The organism is Streptomyces sp. NPDC002838 (genome assembly GCF_040295365.1).
Classification (GTDB): Bacteria; Actinomycetota; Actinomycetes; order Streptomycetales; family Streptomycetaceae; genus Streptomyces.
This window is the reverse complement of sequence record NZ_JBEOVF010000005.1, coordinates 221,125-240,307: the sequence shown is the minus strand read 5'-3', so window position 1 is coordinate 240,307 and position 19,183 is coordinate 221,125. Positions and strand designations below refer to the sequence as shown.

The following is a 19,183-nucleotide window of genomic DNA, read 5'->3' as shown; positions in this document are numbered from 1 at the left end:
GCAGGACTCGGAACGGCTGTGCTCGTGCGGGGTGTTCGCTCGCGTGTTCGCTCACCCCAGGGACGGCGGCCCCGAGCTCTCCCGCACCACCAGCTCCGGGACGGAGACGGGGTGCGGGGCGATCTGCGCGGACTCCTCCAGCACCCCGTGCAGCAGGGCGAACGCCGCCCGCCCGAGGCCGGTGAAGTCCAGGCGTACGGTCGTCAGCGACGGGGTCAGATAGGCGGAGTGCGGGGCGTCGTCGAACCCGGCCACGCTGACCTCGCCGGGGACGGACCGGCCGGCCTCGTGCAGGGCGCGCAGCACCCCGAGCGCGAGGTCGTCGTTGCCGCACAGGATCGCGGTGACGGCCGGGTCCTTCGCCAGCTTCAGGCCGGCCGCGTGGCCGCCCGCCGGGCCCCAACTGCCCTGCACGGGACGGGGTTCCGGCGCTCCGGCCTCCTTGAGCGCCTGCCGCCAGCCGGTGGTGCGGGCGCTGGTGCGGCGGGTGCTGGACGGTATGGCGACGTAGTGCACGGTCTCGTGGCCGAGGGCGAGCAGATGGCGGGTCGCCTCGTAGGCGGCCTCGCGGTCGTCGGTCCACACCCAGGGGCGGCCGGGGTCGGGCGGGCTCGCGGGGGTCTCGACGACGCCGACGACCGGCAGCTCGGCGGGGACGGCGCCCAGGGCCCGGACACCGGCCGGATCGTAGGCGATCACGATCAGCCCGCCGCCCGCGTCCGCGGCCCGCTGCACCTCGGCGGCGACGGCGGCCTCGTCGGCCGATTCGAGGACGCCGATCCCGACCGCGTAGGACGCGGCGCGGGCTGCCTCCTCGATGCCCTGGAGGATGGAGGCGTAGCCGTAGTGGGTGGTGTTGGCGGTGAGCACGGTCACGGCCCTGCTGCGCCCGCTGGCCAGGGCGAGCGCGGTGGCGTTGCGGCGGAAGCCCAGCTCGTCGATGGCCGCGAGCACCCGTTCCCGGGTGGACGGCTTGACGCTGGGATGGCCGTTGATCACCCGGGAGACGGTCTGGTACGAGACCCCGGCCGCGGTCGCTACATCCCTGATGCTCGCCGGGCGCCTTGTGTGACCGGTCACATTCATGCCAGGATTGTGACCGGTCACAATGCGGTCGTCAAGAGACCGTAACGAGGGATTCACGCGGGCGCCCCCGGCGTATGGGCCGGGCGGGGTCGGGAGGGGGAAGCACCTTGACCGGTACGGCGGATGCAAGGAGGGGGCTCTCCGACTCCCCGCGAGAGAGCCTGAGCTGGGGGCACTCGGCGCTGGAGGCCGAGTTCGCCACCGCGTCCGACGGGACCCTGCGACTGGTCCGGCTGGCCTGTCCCGGAGACCCGGAATCCGCCGATGCCGAATCCGCCCTTCCGCTGGTCGAGTTGACCGCCCTCGGTCACGGCAGCGGATGGTCCGGCCCGCGTTTCACGGGCACGGCCTTCGGTTCGCGACTGAGATACCGGGACCACCGCAGCGGCAGCCGCACCGGCTGGGAGTGGCTGACCGTCGAACTCCACGACCCCGAGACCGGGTTGACGGCCTTCGTCGAGCTGACCTCCCCCACCGGCCTGCCCGTGCTCCGCTCCCGCGTCCGCCTCCGCAACGACGGCACGCGGCCCCTGGTCGTCCAGTCCGTCAGCAGCCTGCTGCTCGGCGGCCTGCCCTCCCCCGACGCCCTCGACGTGCACCGGGCGCGCAACGACTGGCTCGCGGAGTGCCGTTGGTACGCCGAGCCGCTGCGCGACACGGTCGCCGACATCAATGTCGGCGCCCACCAGCACGACAGCCGGGCCGCCCTTGTCCTCACCGGGCGCGGCAGCTGGCCGACCGACGGCCATCTGGCCATGGGGGCGGTCACGGAACGCGGCGGCGGCCGGACCTGGCTGTGGCAGATCGAGTCACCGGCCGGCTGGCGCTGGGACCTGGGCGAACGCGCGCACGGCACGTATCTGGCACTGAACGGTCCCACGGACGCGGAGCACCAGTGGCGGGTCCGGCTCGCGCCGGGCGCGGAGTTCACCACCGTGCCGGGAGTGGTGGCCCTCGGCTCCGGGTTCGACGAGGCGATGGGCGCGCTGACGTCGTACCGCCGTGCCGCACGCCGCCCGCACCCCGATCACTCGGCGCTTCCCGTCGTCTTCAACGACTACATGAACACGCTGATGGGCGACCCGACGACCGGGAAGCTGCTGCCGCTCATCGACGCGGCGGCCGAAGCCGGGGCGGAGTACTTCTGCATCGACTCCGGCTGGTACGACGACGACACCGAGGGCTGGTGGGACAGCGTCGGCGAGTGGCTGCCCTCGCCGCGCCGCTTTCCGGGCGGCGGGATCCGGGCGGTCCTGGACCGGATCCGGGAGCGCGGCATGGTGCCCGGGCTGTGGCTGGAGCCCGAGGTCGTCGGCGTACGCAGCCCGATCGCGTCCGCGCTCCCCCCGGAGGCCTTCTTCCGGCGCGACGGCGTGCGCCTCGCCGAACAGGGCCGCCACCAGCTCGACCTGCGGCACCCGGCCGCCCGCGCCCACCTCGACAAGACGGTGGACCGGATCGTCGGCGACTGGGGCGTGGGCTACCTCAAGCTGGACTACAACATCGTGGTCGATCCGGGCACCCGCGCCGACGGGGACATCGCGCCGGGGGCCGGGCTGCTCGGTCATGCCCAGGCGTACCTGGACTGGCTGTCCGAGCTGCTGGACCGGCACCCGGCGCTGGTCGTGGAGAACTGCGCCTCGGGCGGCATGCGGATGGACGGGGCCACGCTCGCCGTCGCCCAGCTCCAGTCCACCAGCGACCAGCAGGATCCGCTGCGCTACCCGGCGATCGCCGCGGCGGCGCCGACGGCGGTCCCGCCGGAACAGGGTGCCGTCTGGGCCTACCCGCAGCCCGCCTTCGACGACGACCTGATCACCTTCACGCTGGGTGGTGCGCTGCTGGGGCGGATCCATCTGTCCGGCCATCTGGACCGGATGTCGGAACACCAGCTCGGCCTGGTACGGGACGCGGTGGGCGCGTACAGGGCGATCCGCGGGGATCTCGGAAAGGCCGTGCCGTTCTGGCCGCTCGGTCTGCCGGGGTGGACGGACGAGTGGCTGGCACTGGGGATGAGGGTGCCGGACGGACCGTCGTACCTCTCGGTGTGGCGGCGCGGCGGGGAGAGCGAACTCCACGTGCCGGTGGAGCACTTGGGCGAGGGTGTCCGTGCGGAGATCCTGCACCCGTCCGCTGCGACGGCCGGCTCGGCGGTCCGGGACGGGGACGGACTGCGGGTGTCGCTGCCGCGCACACCGGCCGTCCTGCTGATCCGGCTCACTTCGGGCGCGTAGCGGACGAGGCCCGAGCCGGTGCCGAGGCGCCGGCTCGGGCGTTCGGTCAGCTGCTGGTGACCGACATGCTGTTGGTCCGGAAGTCGAGTCCGCCGGACGACGAGGTGATCTCGAAGCCGAACTGGACGTCGCCGATGGTCTCGTTGCCCATCCAGCGCTTGGTGTCCTTGATCCACTTCAGGACCGGGAGGATCTGGACCGTGCCGGAGGTGGAGTCCGAGGTGCGCAGGAACGAGAAGACGTCCCAGTACGAGCCGTCCTCCCGGGTGACCCGGCCCTTGTAGACGTTCCAGTTGTGGCCGCCGAGCGTCACGTTGCCCTGGTAGGAGCCGAGCGCGCCGACGTCCCCGTTGTAGTTGACCCAGAGCATGATCTCGTAGTCGTAGTCCGTGTCCCAGACGTCGTACGAGGTGTTGTACGCGCCCGAGGACGGAACGGTGACGTTGTAGCTGCTGTTGAGCGAACCCAGCGAGGTGATCGACTTGTTGATCACCTTCTTGGCGTTCGGGTAGGACTTGATGCCGCCGGTGTTGGGGTGGTTGGCCCAGACACCCCAGTTGGTGCCGGAGTTGGCCCAGATGCACTGGCTGCCGCCGCCGGAACCCCAGATGTTGTTGTAGAGCGTGTAGCCGTTCAGGCTGGTGTTGCCCCACTGGTCGCAGGAGTTCCAGACCGCGGCGGAGGCGGGGGCGGAGGCCAGGCCGATGGTGACGCCGAGCGCGAGGGCCGGAGGCAGCAGAGCCTTGCCGATTCTGCTCAGTGTGCGTGTTGCCATGGTGTCCCTTCCATGGGTGGGGGGAATTGCGGGGGGAGTTACCGCGTCCCCAGGGCGAGGACGCGTTCTTCTCCGGCGACGAGGTCGAGCGGCTCGGTGCCGGAGGAAGTCCGGAGTTCGATGCGGTGGGTGCGCGTGGGGCGTACGACCGCGGTCGCTTCGTGCGGGCCCCAGTTCAGGTCGATCTCGGCCCCGAACCGGGTGCGGATGCCGCGCAGTTCGCCCTTCGGGTACGCCGCCGGAAGCGCGGGCAGCAGCACCAGCCGGTCCGGCGTCGACTGCACGAGCATCTCGACGAGTACGGCGGGCAGGGTGTGGGCGGCGTCCGCGTTGTAGACGTCGCGGTCCGGGTAGTGGGCGCTCATCAGGGAGGCGTGGAAGAAGTCCCCCTTGAGCACTTGGCCGAGGGCGTGCGCGACCCGTTGGCCGTCGCGCAGCCGGGCGGCGACGAGGGCGTGGTGGAGGTGGCCGTGGGCCGAGTCGTTCTCGGCGCCGCGGAGTTCGAGGGCGCGGTGGGCGGCCGCGGCGAGGTCCGGGGTGTCGTACGGGGTGATCTCGTCGAGCGGCCAGACACCGTAGAGGTGGCTGAGGTGGCGGTGGTCGTAGGTGTCGTCCAGGCCGGGCCAGGCCCATTCGGCGAGGGCGCCGTCGGCGTTGATCCGGTGGGGCGGGAGCCGGTCGGCGAGGGCGCGCCAGCGGTCGGCCTGTTCCGGGTGGTACTCGGCGGCAGTGAGCAGGGCGTGCCGGGCGGCCGAGAGGTCCATGGCCGCGTTGATCGCGCCCCAGCTCGCGTTCGCCGGGCGGTTCTCGGGCGAGTAGGAAGGGACGACCACCAGGTGGCCGTCCTCGTCGGTGCGAGTGAGGAAGTCCTCGTAGAACAGGGCGACTTGGGCGAGGGCGTGGGCGGTGCGCGGGTCGCGTTCGCCACGGGTCTCGTCGTGGTCCACGAGGGGCTTGAGGAGCCAGTCGGCGCCGGCCGTCCACAGGTGGAGCGGGTATTCGCGACTGAAGTGGTACGTCAGCCCGGACTCACCGTCGGTGTGCGCGGGCGCGACGACGCCGCGGGCGCCGAAGACCGCGCGGGCGTTCTCGCTCCAGTCGGTCAGCTGGCGCTGAACCAGCAAGGCGTGAGCCTCGGTGACTTCGGGGAGGGCGGCGGCCGCTGCCGAGGCCGTCTGGAGGTTGAGGTTGGCGTCGTTGGTGAAGGCCCCCGCCCAGGCCGTGTTCCAGTCGCCGGTCCACAGGCCGACGAGGCGGGGCGGGAGCATTCCGGAGGCCGACAGGAGGTGGTAGCGGCCGGCGGCGAAGAGGCGTTCCAGGAGGGCGGGGCTGTCGGGGCGGCCGAGCAGCTCCGAACCGGGGAGGGCGCGTTCGGCGGGGTCCGCGTCCAGGTCGAGCGTCACGCGCTCGTAGGCGGTGCGGTGCAGGGCGGTGTGGCGGGCCAGGAGGCCGGCGTACGGGTCCTCGGCGTCCGGGAGCAGGTCGCCGAGGGCGCGGGCGTGGGCGAGGGCGTCCGGCTCGTGGGCGGCCGGCCCGTCCTGGCGGAGTACAGCCGGCCCGTCCGGGTGGCGTACGGCCGCCCCGCCCGTGTGGCGCAGGACGCGGGTGAGCAGCAGGACGGACTTCGCGCCGGTGACCCGTAGGCCGGGAGGCGTGAGCGCCGTACGCCCCCCGGTGACCACGACGAGCGTCACTCCGGTGTACGCGCGGTCGCTGCCGGGGTAGCGGGCGCGCAGGGTGAGCAGGGCGCCCTCGGGGGTGAGGACGGCTCCGTGGCCGACGGCGAGGTCGTGGGGTGCGCCCGGGAGCCGGTGGTCGAGGGCGATGTCCAGGTCGGGTGCCGAGAGGTGGTGGACGATCACGTCATCGGCGCGGGAGACGAAGACCCGGCTGCCGAAGCCCTCGCACTCCGCCGTCGCCACGCCCGTGGCGAAGTCGACGGAGCGGCGGTACCGGCGCGGTTCGGCGGGCCGGGTCGCGCGCAGCCGTATCTGGAAGGCCGGATGGAAGGGCTGCACCCACTGGAGATCACGGCCGTCGGTGAAGCTCTCGGCGGCGGTCGACTCGCCGGCCAGCAACCGGTCCTGGAGCGCGGGGAGTTCGTCGGCCAGCCGGGGCGGCCGGGCGCGCTCCCCGCCGTTCGGGCGGACCAGGGTGTGGTGGGTGACGATGACGCGTTCGTCGTTCGGATCACCGAACACAAGGGCGCCGTGATGGCCGTTGCCGCTCAGGAAGGCGTCCTCCCAGCGGGCGGCAGGCTCCGGCTCCCACGTGTCGTGGACGGGGCCCTCGGTCAGGGCTCGAACAGGGCCCGTCACGGCTTGAGCACGGCTGGTCATGGCTTGAGCACCGCCGCTCCGTAGCGGCCGAGGGTGAGCTCGCCCTCGACGTCCGTCCCCGTCAGTACGTCGTGATGGGCCCCCGGCACCTCGACGGTCACCGACTCACGCCCGTGATTGAGGACGAACAGCAACTCACCGCGACGAACCACCTCGACCCCGTCGGGAACGGCGTCCAGCACGGGACGGACCCCGGCCTCGGCGGCAACGTCGGCGAGCAGGGCGCGCAGCGTCTCCGGCTCGGGAAGCGTCGAAACGTAGCGGGCGCGGCCCTTGCGCAGCACCGCGGGCAGACCGTCCAGCTCGCCGCCCTTGTACGCGGCCTCCGTCTCGGCGTCCTCGGTCTTCTCGATCTCCTCCGACCACAGGATGCCGCGGAAGCCCTCGCACTCGACGGTCTCCCCCGCGTCCAGCGGCCACCACTCGTGCAGCGTGCGGATGCCGAACAGCTCGCGCAGCCGGGCGTCCATGCCACCGGGTCGCACCCGGTCGTCCTCGTCGGCGACGCCGGTCAGGAATCCGCTGACGAGGGTGCCGCCGCCCTGCACGTACGCGGTCAGGTTGTCGATCGCCGCGTCCGTGAGCGCGTACAACTGGGGGACCACGACGAGTTTGTACGCGCTCAGGTCGTGCTCGGGGTGAGCGAAGCCGGTGGTGAGATGGGCCTCCCACAGGGCGCGGTGCCAGGCTCTGAGGAGGTCGGCGTGGTCGACGTGCGTGGACAGGCGGCCGTCCTGGGCGCCGGCCCACCAGGCGTGCCAGTCGTGCAGGATCGCGATGTCGTTGTTTGTGTGACTGCCCGCCACTTCACCGCTGATCCTCGCCAGTTCGGCGCCGAGCCGCTTCACCTCCTGGTACGTACGGCCCTCTTCCCCCGCGTGACTGACCATCCCGGAGTGGAACTTCTCCGCGCCCTGCCGGGACTGGCGCCACTGGAAGTAGCAGACGGCGTCGGCGCCCCGGGCCACGGCCTGGAGGGACCAGAGGCGGTTGAGGCCCCGGGGCTTGGGGTGGTTGACGCCCCGCCAGTTGACGGGTCCGGCCGCCTGCTCCATCAGCATCCAGGGGCCGCGGGCCTGGGAGCGGGTCATGTCCTGGACGAGGGCGCCGTTCTGGGCGCCGAGAGGGTCGCGCGGATCGGGGTAGAGGTCGACCGAGACGACGTCCTCCTCCTCGACCCAGCGCCACGCGTCCTGGCCGGCCCACAGCGGCATGAAGTTGGTGGTGACGGGGATGTGCGGGGTCGCTCGGCGGACGATGTCACGCTCGGCGACGTAGCACTCCAGGAGCATGTCGGACGTGAACCGTTTGAAGTCCAGTACCTGGCTGGGGTTCTTCAGGTAGTGGGCGTGGCGGGGCGTGTGGATCTCGGCCCAGTCGCCGTAGCCCTGGCTCCAGAAGGCGGTGCCCCAGGCGGTGTTGAGGGCGTCGAGCGTGCCGTACTTGTCCTGGAGCCAGCGGCGGAAGCGGGCTGCGGCCTCGTCGCTCCAGTCGTAGGTGCAGTACTCGTTGTTGATGTGCCACAGGGTGAGGGCCGGGTGGCCGCCGTAGCGGGCGGCGAGGTCCTCGGTGATGGCGGCGGCGTACCGGCGGTAGGTGGCGCTGGAGTGCGAGAAGTGCTGACGTCCGCCCCACCACTCGGTACGGCCGTCCTGGTCGACGGGCAGGGTGTCGCGGTGCAGGTGGCCCATCCAGGGCGGGGGCGAGGCGGTGGGGGTCGCGAGGACGACCCCGATCCCGTTGTCGTGCATCAGGTCCATCAGCCGGTCCAGCCAGCCGAAGTCCCGCTCCCCCGGGCGGGGTTCGAGCTTCGCCCAGGAGAAGACGCCGAGGGTGACGGAGTTGACGCCGGCCGCCTTCATCAGGCGGACGTCCTCGTGCCAGGTGTCCTCCGGCCACTGCTCCGGGTTGTAGTCGCCCCCGAAGAGGAGGCGGCCACGGGTGGCGTCACGCAGGTCGGGCATCAGGCGGGCTCCCCGTACTGGACGCCACGCCCGTTGGTGGCGATGTAGACCCGGCCGTAGACGCGCGGGTCGCCGGTGATGGCCGCGCCGATCCAGCCCCACTGGTGCTGGTCGTCGTTGATCCGCACCCAGGTCTTCGCCTCGTCGTCGGAGCGGTACACGGCGGTGATGCTCTCGGTCGAGCCGACCATGTAGATCGCCGGGTAGGAAGCGCCCTCGGCGGCCTTGCCGAAGCCGAGGGTGTACGAGGCCCAGCAGCTGCTGACCTTCGTGAAGGTCGCGCCACCGTCGGTGGAGCGGTACAGGCCGTTCCACTTCAGGCTCAGCCACAGGTCCCCGGAGCGGCCCGGGGCCGCGACGAGCCGGAACTCGGTGTCGCCCGAGTTCAGGCCGGTGGCCCGGGCGGTGAAGGTCAGGCCGCCGTCGGTGCTGGCGTGGAGCGTGCCGGTGGCGGTGTCGAAGGCGTAGAAGCGCTTCGGATCGACCGGGTCCGCGACCGGGGCGGCGCCCTTCGGATAGGAGGTGACCTCGGTCCAGGTGGCGCCGTTGTCCACCGAGCGGTGGGCCGGGTACGTGGTGCCGTCCCAGTGCACGAAGGACCACAGCAGCACGCTGCCGTCGGCGTTGGTGGCGATCGGCCCCGGCGCGTCCTTGGCGATGGCGGGTTGCGCCTTGAAGGGCGCCCAGGTCTGCCCGCCGTCGTTCGAGTGGGCGCCGTTGCCGTTGTCGCCCCAGCCGCTGCGGACGACGTACGCCGGCTTGGCCGCGGCCTGGGCGAGCCCCGTCGCCGACCCGAAGATGGGATTCGACGCCATGCCGCGCGAGGGCGATGCCGTGAGCGACTCGTGGTACATCACGCCGATGTCCCCGTTCCCGCTGATCAGGTGTGCCTCCCCGACCGGAGGCGAGATCAGCTGGCGCACGGACGTCTCCTCCAGTCCGCGGATCTGCGGGGCCCAGTTCGTCAGGTCCCGCGTGCCGTAGAGGGTCGCGCCGGTGCCGTAGACGATGTGCCGTGAGTCGTAGGGGTCGAGGGCGAGGGCTTGGATCCACCAGCCGAACTTCGGCTTGTCCGCACCCCACTTGAGATAAGGAGTCTCGGATACGTCGAAAACGGCGGAGTCCTTGAGGGACGTCCAGGTACGGCCACCGTCGGTGGAGCGGTACAGGGTGTCGACGGCGGCCCAGCGGTTGTTGGTGGAGACGACGACGGTGCCGGGCCGGCGGGCGTCGACGGCGACGCCGCCGTACCCGAAGTTGTCGGCCGAGCCGTCGGTCGTCGTGCCGCCCGGCTTCACCGGAGTGACCTCGGTCCACTTCCCGTTGAGCGTGCAGAGCTTGTGCACGCTGCCGTCGGACTGGCCGTTGGGGCCGGGTGCGTTGGCGTACGTCACGTACAGGTGGCTGGTGCCTCGGTCGTACGCGGCACGGATCGGGACCTTGGCGGCGGTGCCGGTGGGCTGCCCGGGGACGGGCTTCCAGGTGGTGCCGTCCGACGTGCGGTACAGGTTGGGCTTGCCCGCCGTGCCGTCGGAGTCGCCCCAGCCCGCGAAGACGGTACGGCCGACGGCGACGAGGAAGGTGATGCCCTGGCCGGTGGCGCTGGGAGTGGCCGGGAAGCTCACGGCCTGCCAGGTGGCGCCCCGGTCGGTCGACTTGAGCAGTCCGTCGTGCCGGGTGCCCAGCCACAGGGTGTCGCTGTCCCGCGGGTCGACGAGCAGGCGCTCACCGCATCCGCGCCCGTCCTCGTTGGCGCCGAGCTTCACGGTGAGGTCGGTGCGCTTCCAGGTGGCACCGCGGTCCTCCGACCGCAGCACGGCCCCGTTGCCGGCCCAGGACTGGGCGTAGGTGCCGAGGGAGAGGTAGAGGCGGTCGGGGTTGGCGGGGTCGACGGCCATGGCCTCGACACCGAGGAGGTTCCAGTCGTCCCAGCCGATGTGGTCGGTGAGCGGGATCCAGTGGGCGGTGCGGTCGTCCCACCGGTACGCGCCGCCGATGTCGGTACGGGCGTAGGCGAGTCCGCGGACGGAGGGGTGGAAGAGGACGCCGGTGATGAATCCGGTGCCGCCCATGACGGCGGTGCGCCAGCGGTAGGTGGGAGCGGTGGCGGACTCCCCGGCCCGGGCGGGACCGGCGAGAACGGGAAGGCTGGTGAGCGCGGCGGCGGCCGCGGTCCCGGCGAGAACGGCTCGTCTGCTCAGGCGGGACGCGTGCATGACATACCTCGTTCTGTGCGGCTCGGGGAGAGCTCGGGGAGGGGGAGTCTGGAGAGGGGGAGTCTGGGGTCGCCGCAGCCGACCGCTGGACAGGAGCAGGCCGGCCGCGGCGAGGATCGGAGAAGGGTGGGCGTCAGCCCTTTACCGCCCCGGTGAGCATGCCCTTCTTGAAGTGCCGCTGGACGAAGGGGGATGCGATCGCGACAGGGATCAGGGCGAGGACCATGACAGCCATCTGCAGCCCCAGGGCGGAGAGTTGACCGGTGCGAACCGCCTGCTGGAGGCCGGTCGGCGCCTCGGTGTTCTTCTGGACCAGCTGGATGAGCACGTTCTGCAGCGGCATCATCTGCTGGTCGGTGAGGTAGATGGAGGCGTTGAACCAGGCGCTCCAGTACCCGACCGCGTAGAACAGGGAGATGACGGCCAGCACCGCCCGCGACAGCGGCATGATGATGGTCAGCAGGATGCGCAGATCACTGGCCCCGTCGATGCGGGCGGACTCGGTGAGTTCGGGCGAGATCCCCATGAAGAAGGCCCGCAGGACGAGGATGTTGAAGACGCTGACCGCGCTCGGCAGGATCAGGGACAGATAGGTGTCGGTGAGGCCCAGCGACTGCACCAGAAGGTACGTCGGAATGAGGCCGGCCCCGAAGAACATGGTCGCCATCATGGTCATCAGCAGGAACCGGTGACCCAGACTGCCCGGCCGGGACAGGCCGTAGGCCGCGAGCACCGACACCGTCATCGAGAACACCGTGCCGACGAGCGTGACGCCGACCGAGACCATGATCGCCCGGCTGACCTGGCCGCCGCTGAGCAGTTCCGTGTAGTTGACGAAGGTGATGCCCTGGGGGATCACGACGAGGCCGCCGACGCGGTCGATCACCGGTTTCGGGGAGAGACTGGTGACGATCACGATCCACAGCGGACCGAGCACCCCCAGGCAGCACAGGACCAGGAAGCCGCCCTTCGCGGTGAGTCCGGCCTTGCTGGGCGGCTCCTCCCACACGGGGCGGGCGGGAGCCTTCAGGCTGCGGACGAGCTGTGTGTTGAGGCTCACTTCTTGTACACCCCCTGCTCGCCCAGCAGGTGCGCGAACTTGTTCGCGGCCAGGACGAGACAGACTCCGATGACGCCCTTGACGAGGCCGACCGCGGCCGCGTAGCTGAGGTCGCCGAACTGGATGCCCATGTTCCACACGTAGGTGTCGAGGACCTCGCTGGCCCCCACGCCGACCGCGTCCCGCTGGAGCAGGAACTGCTCGAATCCGACGCTGAGCGCGTCGCCCACCCGCAGCACCAGCAGCAGGGCGATCACGGGGCGCAGCGCGGGCAGCGTCACGTGCCACATGCGGCGCCAGCGGCCGGCGCCGTCCATGGCGGCGGCCTCGTACAGGTCGGTGCTGACGGCGGCCAGCGCGGCGAGGAAGACGATGATCCCCCAGCCGGCGTCCTTCCACACGGCCTGTGCGGTGACCAGGTACTTGAACAGGTCCGCGTTGGTCATCAGGTCGAAGCCGCTCCACCCGTGATCCTGGAGAGTCTGCGCGATGATGCCCGCGCCGCCGAAGATCTGCTGGAAGACGGTGACCACGAGGACCCACGAGAAGAAGTGCGGCAGATACATGATCGCCTGCGCCACGGCCCGGACCCGGGGCCGGATCACGCTGTTGATGAGCAGCGCGAGAGCGATGGGGATCGGGAAGAACAGCACCAGCTGGAGCACGAACAGGACGATGGTGTTCTTCGCGGCGTCCCAGAACAGCGGGTCGTCGACCATCCGCGAGAACTGCTCGACACCGACCCAAGGACTATGGAAGATCGCCGTGACGCCGTTGCTGGAGACGTACGGGTCGTAGTTCTGGAAGGCGATGACGTTGCCGAGCAACGGGACGTAGTTGAAGATCAGGAGCAGCACGATGACGGGCAGCGTCATCAGGATGAGCGCGCGGTCGCGGCGCAGGCGGATCCGCCAGGGGACCTTGCCCGCCTTGCCCGCCTTGCGCGGCACCCGCTCCTTCACCGCGGCCGCGGCGACCGCGGCCGTCGGTTCCTCGACGGCCGCGGGGGGACGGGTCCCGTCGGGCCTGCTCCCGGCCGTGATGGACATCAGTTGCCGCTGCCGTTCTTGTCGATGAGCTGCTTGTACCAGTCGCGCAGCTTGTCGCCGCCGGAGGACTTCCAGGTGGAGATGGCGGCCTGCACGTCGGACAGCTTCCGATTGCCGCGTACGTAGTCGATCTCCAGCTGCTCGAACTGGCTGTTGAGGTTCGCGTAGCGGGTCGGCTCGACGATGTTCATGCCGTACGTGGACGTCTTCTTCGCGAAGGCACCCATCCGCTGCTGCCACTCGACCTGCTTGCGGGCGACCTCGGGGAAGTCGGGGTGGGCGTAGTAGGCGGCCGGTGCGGCCAGCATCACCCAGGCGTTGATCACCTCGGAGTTGCCCAGGTCGTTCTTGGCCGGGACGCCGTCCTTGACCGTGTAGTGGGTGCCCTCGACGCCGTAGTCGACGAGCATCCGCTCCTTGGTGCCGTAGGGCGCGGCCGCGAAGTTGGCGGCGGCCAGCGCGTTCTCGATGGTGGTCTTCGAGGCGCCCTTGCGGATCATCGACCAGATGCCGGCGGGCTGGGTGTTGTACAGCTTCGGGTCACCGCCGTCGGCGCCGAAGATGTCCATGCCGTCGATCTCGAAGTCCGGGTTGGACTGGGCCTGCTCCGCGGTCTTCCCGTACCAGGTGGACATGTCGTTGTTGAAGACCAGAACCTGCCCGGCGGTGAACCGCTGACCCTGGTCGCCCGAGCGCGCCTTGTCGTCGGGATGGACCACACCCGCGTCGAACAGCTTGCGGACCCACTCCAGTGCCTCGAGGTACTCGGGCTGTTCGATGCGGTACGTCAGCTTGCCGTCGTCCCCGATGTCCCAGCCGATCGTCCCCGAGCCGCGGACGCCGAAGATGTTCCACGCGGTCCAGGACATGTCGCTACAGGCGTACACCTTGGCCTTGGCGCTGGTGGCCTCCTTGGCCCAGCTGAGGAACTCGTCGGGCGACTTGGGTACGGAGTAGCCCTTCTTGTCGAAGATGTCCTTGCGGTAGTAGGGCACGATGTAGGACGCGGAAGCGGCGGGCATGGGGATGCCGCGCAGCGCACCGCCGAAGATGCCCATGCGCCAGGCGTCGGAGGGGATCGCGGCCAGGTTCGGGTACTTCTTGACCTTGTCGCCCGCCAGGTACGGGCCGAGGTCCATGAACTTCGCGGTGACCGCGTTGGAGATCTTGCCGACGAGTTCCCAGCCCGGCACGACCACCATGTCGGGTATGGAGCTGGAGGCGAGGACGGCGCCGAGCTTCTCGCCGTAGGTGTTGCCGTCCTGGTTCTGCCAGGTGACCTTGGTGCCCACCGCGGCGTCGAGCGCCTTGTAGTAGGCGCAGCCGGGCTTCGGCGGGGAGCCCCAGAACGGGGACATGATCTTGAAGGGGGCGCCGGTCCCGAGCTTGTCCGGGACCGACGTGGCGAGCGCCGCGATGTCGACCTTGCCGGTGTATCCGTCCGCCGAACCGTTCTTCGACGGAAGGTCCGGCTTGGCCACCGCGCTGGCGACGAACGTCGGGAGCAGCTTGTCCGCGGCCTTGCCCGACGTGGTCCCCTCGCGCCCCCCACTGTCCGAACCGCCACAGGCGGAGAGTAGCGGCATCCCACCGGCCACCGCTGCGGTGGCGACCGCCGTGGAGGCGAGGAAGCTTCTCCGGCTGGGCCCGGAGGAGGCGGAAGCGGCGTTCGGCGTCATTGCGTCAACCCTTCATGGCGCACCAGGACACCCGGCGGTGGGGCCGTCGGCTGCGGTGTCTTGAGTGGAACTGGCTGAGCTGAAGCGGTCTTCGGACCCTCGGAGGATCGCGCGCCTCCTGGCGGGCAGTCCTCGTAGTCGAAGTAGTCGAAGCGCTTCGATGTTGCTGCGAGGTTAAGTGAACACCCAGGGGTGCACAAGAGTCGCTTCCAAGATTCCTCCGAGGTGTGGAGGTCTGGACCGGACTCTTACGCGACTTGAAATGTCGGAGGGGAGTCACACTTGTTGCCCGGGGGTGTCTTGACACCCGCCCCCGGATCGAATGAGCATCGAAGCGCTTCGAAAGCGCGTCGCCGCTCCATCTCAAGGGGAACCCCACGTGTCCGCACAAACGCCGCCCACGCCGCCTTTCCGCGATCCGCGCCTGCCGTTCGCGAAGCGCATCGACGATCTGCTGTCGCGGCTGACCCTCGACGAGAAGGTCGGGTTCCTGCACCAGTTCGCGCCCGCCGTCGAGCGCCTCGGCATCGCCGCCTTCCGCACCGGCCAGGAGGCCCTGCACGGAGTGGCGTGGATGGGCCCGGCGACGGTGTTCCCGCAGGCGGTGGGCCTCGGCGCGACCTGGAACACGGATCTCGTACGGCGGGTCGGCGAGGCGGTGTCCAAGGAGACCCGGGCGATGCGCGCCCGCGACGAGCGCGTCGGCCTCAACGTCTGGTCCCCGACCGTCAACCTCCTCCGCCACCCCCTGTGGGGCCGCAACGAGGAGGGCTACTCGGAGGACCCGAAGCTCACCTCGGCGATCGCCACCGCCTACACGCACGGTCTGCGCGGCGACCACCCCACGTACTGGCGCACGGCGCCCGTCCTCAAGCACTGGCTCGCGCACAACAACGAGACGGACCGGGCCACCGCGTCGAGTTCGGTCCGCCCGCGCGTGCTGCACGAGTACGACCTGCGCGCCTTCCGCGAGACGGTCGAGGCGGGCGCGACGGCCGGGGTGATGCCGGCGTACAACCTGGTCAACGGCCGCCCGAACCATGTCTCGCCCTACCTGCGCGAGCACCTGCGTGCCTGGACCGATGAGGACCTGCTGGTCTGCTCGGACGCCGGCGCGCCCTCCAACCTGGTCGACTTCGAGCACTACTTCGACACTCACGAGGAGGCCACCGCGGCCGCGCTCCTCGCCGGCGTCGACAGCTTCACCGACCACGGCACGGACAGTTCCAAGATCGTCGCACGTATCGAGGGAGCCCTCCAGCAGGGCCTGCTGACCGAGGGCGACATCGACACGGCCGTACGCCGCCAGCTCTCGGTCCGTTTCCGGCTCGGCGAGTTCGACCCGCACGCCGACCCGTACGCCGACACCCGGGACTTCGACACCCCGGAGCACCGGGCGCTCGCCCAGGAGGCCGCGGAGCAGGCGATCGTGCTGCTCAAGAACGACGGCGTACTGCCGCTGGCCCTCGACACCCGCATCGCCGTCGTCGGTCTGCTCGCCGACGAGTGCAAGCTCGACTGGTACAGCGGCACGCTCATCCACCGCTCGACCCCGCTGGAGGGCCTGTACGAGCGGTTCGGCGCCGAGCGGGTGGAGTTCGCGGAGGGCGTGGACCGCGTCCTGCTGAAGACCTCCGCAGGCACGTTCCTCCACGTGCCCGAGGCCCAGGACGCCGCCGACGAGGCACGCGGAGCCGAGGGCGCCCTGGACCCGGCCCTCCTCGCGGGCCGTACGGACCTTCCCCCGCTCACCACGGACGCCGCCGGCACGGAGCTCGCGCTCGTCGACTGGGGTGAGGGCGTCCTCACACTCCGCGCGCCCGACGGCCGCTACCTCTCGGTCGCCGAGGACGGCTACCTCCGCGCCTCCGCCGACCAGCCCGGAGGCTGGGTCGTCCAGGAGACATTCCGCCTGGAACCACACGAGAACGGATACCTCCTCAGGCACGTCGGTACGGGTCGCCACGTCTCTGTCACCGCCGACGGAGTAAAGGTTGCCGACGAGAATCCGGAAACGTTCGAGCTCATCGTCGCCGAACGCGGCGAGGACGCAGTGACCAGGGTCACGGCAGAGGCGGATGTCGTCCTGGTGGTCGCGGGGAACGACCCGCACATCAACGGCCGAGAGACCGAGGACCGTACAACCCTGCGGCTGCCCGCCCAGCAGGAACGGCTGCTGCGCGCCGCCCGCGCCGCGAACCCGAACACCGTGCTGGCGCTGGTCTCGGCGTACCCGTACGCGGTCGACACCGCCGACCTCCCGGCGGCGCTCTGGACGGCCCACGGCGGCCAGGCGGCCGGCACCGCCCTGGCCCGCGTGCTGGCCGGCGACGTCTCCCCCGCGGGCCGCCTCCCGCAGACCTGGTACGCCGACGACGCCGACCTGCCCGGCCTCCTCGACTACGACGTGATCGGCGGCCGCCAGACGTACCTCTACTTCGAGGGCACGCCACTGTTCCCGTTCGGACACGGGCTGTCGTACGCCTCGTTCTCGTACGGCGATCTCACCGCACGGGTCGACGGCGAGGCGGTGCACGTCTCCTTCACGATCACGAACACCGGTGACGTCACCGCCGACGAGGTCGCCCAGCTCTACACGCGCGCGGCGGACCCGACGGTCCCGCGCCCGCGCCGCGAGCTGGCGGCGCACCGCAGGATCACCCTGGCCCCCGGCGGCCGGGCGGAGCTCACCTTCGAACTCCCCCTGTCCGTCTTCGAGTTCTGGGACGTGGCCCAGGGCCGGTGGCGCCTGGAGCCGGGTCCGTACGACGTCCTGGCCGGCGCCTCCAGCGAGGACATCCGCCTCCGTACGACCGTGCTGCTCGACGGCGAGCCCGCCGCCCCGCGCGCCGTCCGCGAACGCGGCCTGGACGCGGCGGACTTCGACGAGCAGAGCGGCATCGACATCGTGGACCGTACGAAGACCTCGGGCGACGCGGTGACGGCGGCGGAGGGCCGGACCGGTGAACTGCTGTACCGGTCCTGCGACTTCGGCGGCGGTGTCACGGAGGTGACGGCCGCGGTGGCGGGCGAGGGCGCGGTCGAGATCTCGCTGGACGGCGGTCCGGTACTCGCCACTCTGACGGCCGACGGGTCGGACTCCGGCCCCTACGACTACGCCACGCTCGGCGCCGGAATCGTCGCCGAGGGCCTGCACGACGTGCATCTGAAGCTGCGCGGCCCGCTGCGGCTGGCGCATGTCGGCTTCTCCGGTTGAGGGTCCGGACCAGGCCGACACACAAGAAGGGGCCCGGCACCGGAAGGCATCGGTGCCGGGCCCCTTCGGGGAGCCTATCTGAAAATGGTTCCCATTAGCTAGAGGGTGAGCCCGGTCAGCACGAGAACCCTCTCGTACGTGTAGTCCTCCATCGCGAACTTCACGCCCTCGCGGCCCACGCCGGACTGCTTGACGCCGCCGTACGGCATCTGGTCGGCGCGGTAGGAGGGCACGTCGCCGATGACGACACCGCCGACCTCGAGCACGCGGTGGGCACGGAAGGCGGCCTGCAGGTCATGGGTGAACACCCCTGCCTGGAGGCCGTACTTGGAGTCGTTGACGGCGGCGAAGGCGGCGGCCTCCCCGTCGACCTTCTGCACGGTCAGGACGGGCCCGAAGACCTCCTCGCAGGAGATGTTGGTGTCCGCCGGTACGTCGGTGAGGACGGTCGGCGCGTACGAGGCGCCGTCGCGCTTGCCGCCGGTGAGGAGGTTCGCCCCCGCCTCGACGGCTTCCCGCACCCACACCTCGACGCGCTTGGCGGCGTCCTCGCTGACCAGCGGCCCGACGAGGGTCTTGTCGTCGCTCGGGTCGCCGGTGACCTGGGCCTCGACGGCGGCGACGACGCGGGGCAGCAGGCGGTCGTGGACGGAGGCGTCGGCGATGACCCGCTGCACGGAGATGCAGGACTGGCCGCCCTGGTAGTTGGAGAAGGTGGCGATGCGGGTGGCGGCCCAGTCGAGGTCGGCGTCGGAGGCGTAGTCGCCGAGCACGACGGCCGCGCCGTTGCCGCCCAGCTCCAGGGTGCAGTGCTTGCGCGGCACCGAGTCCATGATCGCGTAACCGACCTTCTCGGAACCGGTGAAGGAGATGACGGGCAGACGGGGGTCCTGTACGAGCGCGGGCATCCGGTCGTTGGACACGGGGAGGATGCTCCACGACCCGGCGGGGAGCTCGGTCTCGGCGAGGAGCTCGCCGATGACGAGGCCGGAGAGCGGAGTGGCGGGCGCGGGCTTGAGGATGATCGGCGCACCGGCCGCTATCGCCGGGGCGATCTTGTGGGCGCACAGGTTGAGCGGGAAGTTGAAGGGCGCGATACCGAGGACGACGCCCTTCGGGAAGCGGCGGGTGAGGGCGAGTCGGCCCTGACCGCCGGGGTCGGTGTCGAGGCGCTGGGCCTCGCCGCCGTTGAAGCGCCGGGCTTCCTCGGCGGCGAACCGGAACACGGAGACGGCGCGGCCGACTTCCCCTCGGGCCCACTTGATCGGCTTGCCGTTCTCGGCGGAGATGAGCCGGGCGATCTCCTCGGTGCGCTCGGCGAGCCGCTTGCTGACGTGGTCCAGAGCGGCGGCGCGCACATGGGCCGGCGTGGCGGCGAAGTCCTCGCGGACGGCGTACGCGGTGGCGATGGCCTCTTCGACCTGGGCGTCCGTGGGGACACTGACCTTGCCGACCAGTCGGCCGTCCCACGGGGAGGTGACGTTGAAGGTGTCCTCGCCGGTGGCCTGGCGGCCGGCGAGCCAGAAGGCGTGGGTGGAAGTCATCGTGAAGTTCCGGCCCTTCC

Annotated in this window: 11 protein-coding genes; 2 read left to right on the top strand and 9 right to left on the bottom strand. The window is 70.9% G+C overall.

The features are described 5' to 3' along the window. Positions 1–51: 51 nt before the first annotated feature. Positions 52–1,086 carry a LacI family DNA-binding transcriptional regulator gene (locus tag ABT063_RS09665; protein WP_351056649.1) on the bottom strand — a complete coding sequence of 345 codons (1,035 nt, stop codon included), beginning with the start codon at positions 1,084–1,086 and terminating at the stop codon, positions 52–54. Between the two features lie 107 nt (positions 1,087–1,193). On the opposite strand from ABT063_RS09665, the gene ABT063_RS09660 reads away from it, so the two are divergent. After that, entirely contained in the window at positions 1,194–3,320 is a 2,127-nt protein-coding gene (locus tag ABT063_RS09660) for an alpha-galactosidase (RefSeq protein ID WP_351056648.1), read from the top strand. Positions 3,321–3,366: 46 nt separating this feature from the next. On the opposite strand, the gene ABT063_RS09655 is transcribed toward ABT063_RS09660, so the two are convergent. The 7 genes from ABT063_RS09655 to ABT063_RS09625 form a co-directional block, all read right to left on the bottom strand. Then, positions 3,367–4,095, bottom strand: coding sequence for a glycoside hydrolase family 12 protein (locus ABT063_RS09655; protein WP_351056647.1), 729 nt, complete (start codon positions 4,093–4,095; stop codon positions 3,367–3,369). Positions 4,096–4,133: 38 nt separating this feature from the next. Next, complete coding sequence (locus ABT063_RS09650) at positions 4,134–6,434, bottom strand: glycosyl hydrolase family 95 catalytic domain-containing protein (protein ID WP_351056646.1); 2,301 nt, start codon at positions 6,432–6,434, stop codon at positions 4,134–4,136. After that, positions 6,431–8,398: a beta-galactosidase gene (locus tag ABT063_RS09645; protein WP_351056645.1), complete on the bottom strand. Its 1,968-nt coding sequence runs from the start codon at positions 8,396–8,398 to the stop codon at positions 6,431–6,433. The genes ABT063_RS09650 and ABT063_RS09645 overlap by 4 nt, the downstream gene beginning before the upstream one ends. Continuing rightward, positions 8,398–10,614 carry a 1,4-beta-glucanase gene (locus ABT063_RS09640; protein WP_351056644.1) on the bottom strand — a complete coding sequence of 739 codons (2,217 nt, stop codon included), beginning with the start codon at positions 10,612–10,614 and terminating at the stop codon, positions 8,398–8,400. Before ABT063_RS09640 ends, ABT063_RS09645 begins: the two co-directional genes overlap by 1 nt. Before the next feature lie 133 nt (positions 10,615–10,747). After that, the gene (locus ABT063_RS09635) at positions 10,748–11,674 is read right to left on the bottom strand and encodes a carbohydrate ABC transporter permease (RefSeq protein WP_351056643.1); all 927 of its coding nucleotides are present in this window, start codon (positions 11,672–11,674) and stop codon (positions 10,748–10,750) included. Continuing rightward, positions 11,671–12,723 (bottom strand): ABC transporter permease, encoded by a 1,053-nt coding sequence (locus ABT063_RS09630; protein ID WP_351056642.1) that lies wholly within the window; start codon positions 12,721–12,723, stop codon positions 11,671–11,673. The genes ABT063_RS09635 and ABT063_RS09630 overlap by 4 nt, the downstream gene beginning before the upstream one ends. Continuing rightward, positions 12,723–14,402, bottom strand: a complete 1,680-nt coding sequence (locus ABT063_RS09625) for an extracellular solute-binding protein (protein WP_351056641.1) — start codon at positions 14,400–14,402, stop codon at positions 12,723–12,725. The genes ABT063_RS09630 and ABT063_RS09625 overlap by 1 nt, the downstream gene beginning before the upstream one ends. Positions 14,403–14,781: 379 nt before the next feature. On the opposite strand from ABT063_RS09625, the gene ABT063_RS09620 reads away from it, so the two are divergent. Continuing rightward, positions 14,782–17,619: a glycoside hydrolase family 3 C-terminal domain-containing protein gene (locus tag ABT063_RS09620; protein ID WP_351056640.1), complete on the top strand. Its 2,838-nt coding sequence runs from the start codon at positions 14,782–14,784 to the stop codon at positions 17,617–17,619. Positions 17,620–17,717: 98 nt separating this feature from the next. Here ABT063_RS09620 and ABT063_RS09615 read toward each other — a convergent pair whose 3' ends face one another. Continuing rightward, on the bottom strand, positions 17,718–19,163 hold the full coding sequence (locus ABT063_RS09615; protein WP_351056639.1) for an aldehyde dehydrogenase family protein: 1,446 nt from the start codon (positions 19,161–19,163) through the stop codon (positions 17,718–17,720). Positions 19,164–19,183 lie beyond the last annotated feature (20 nt).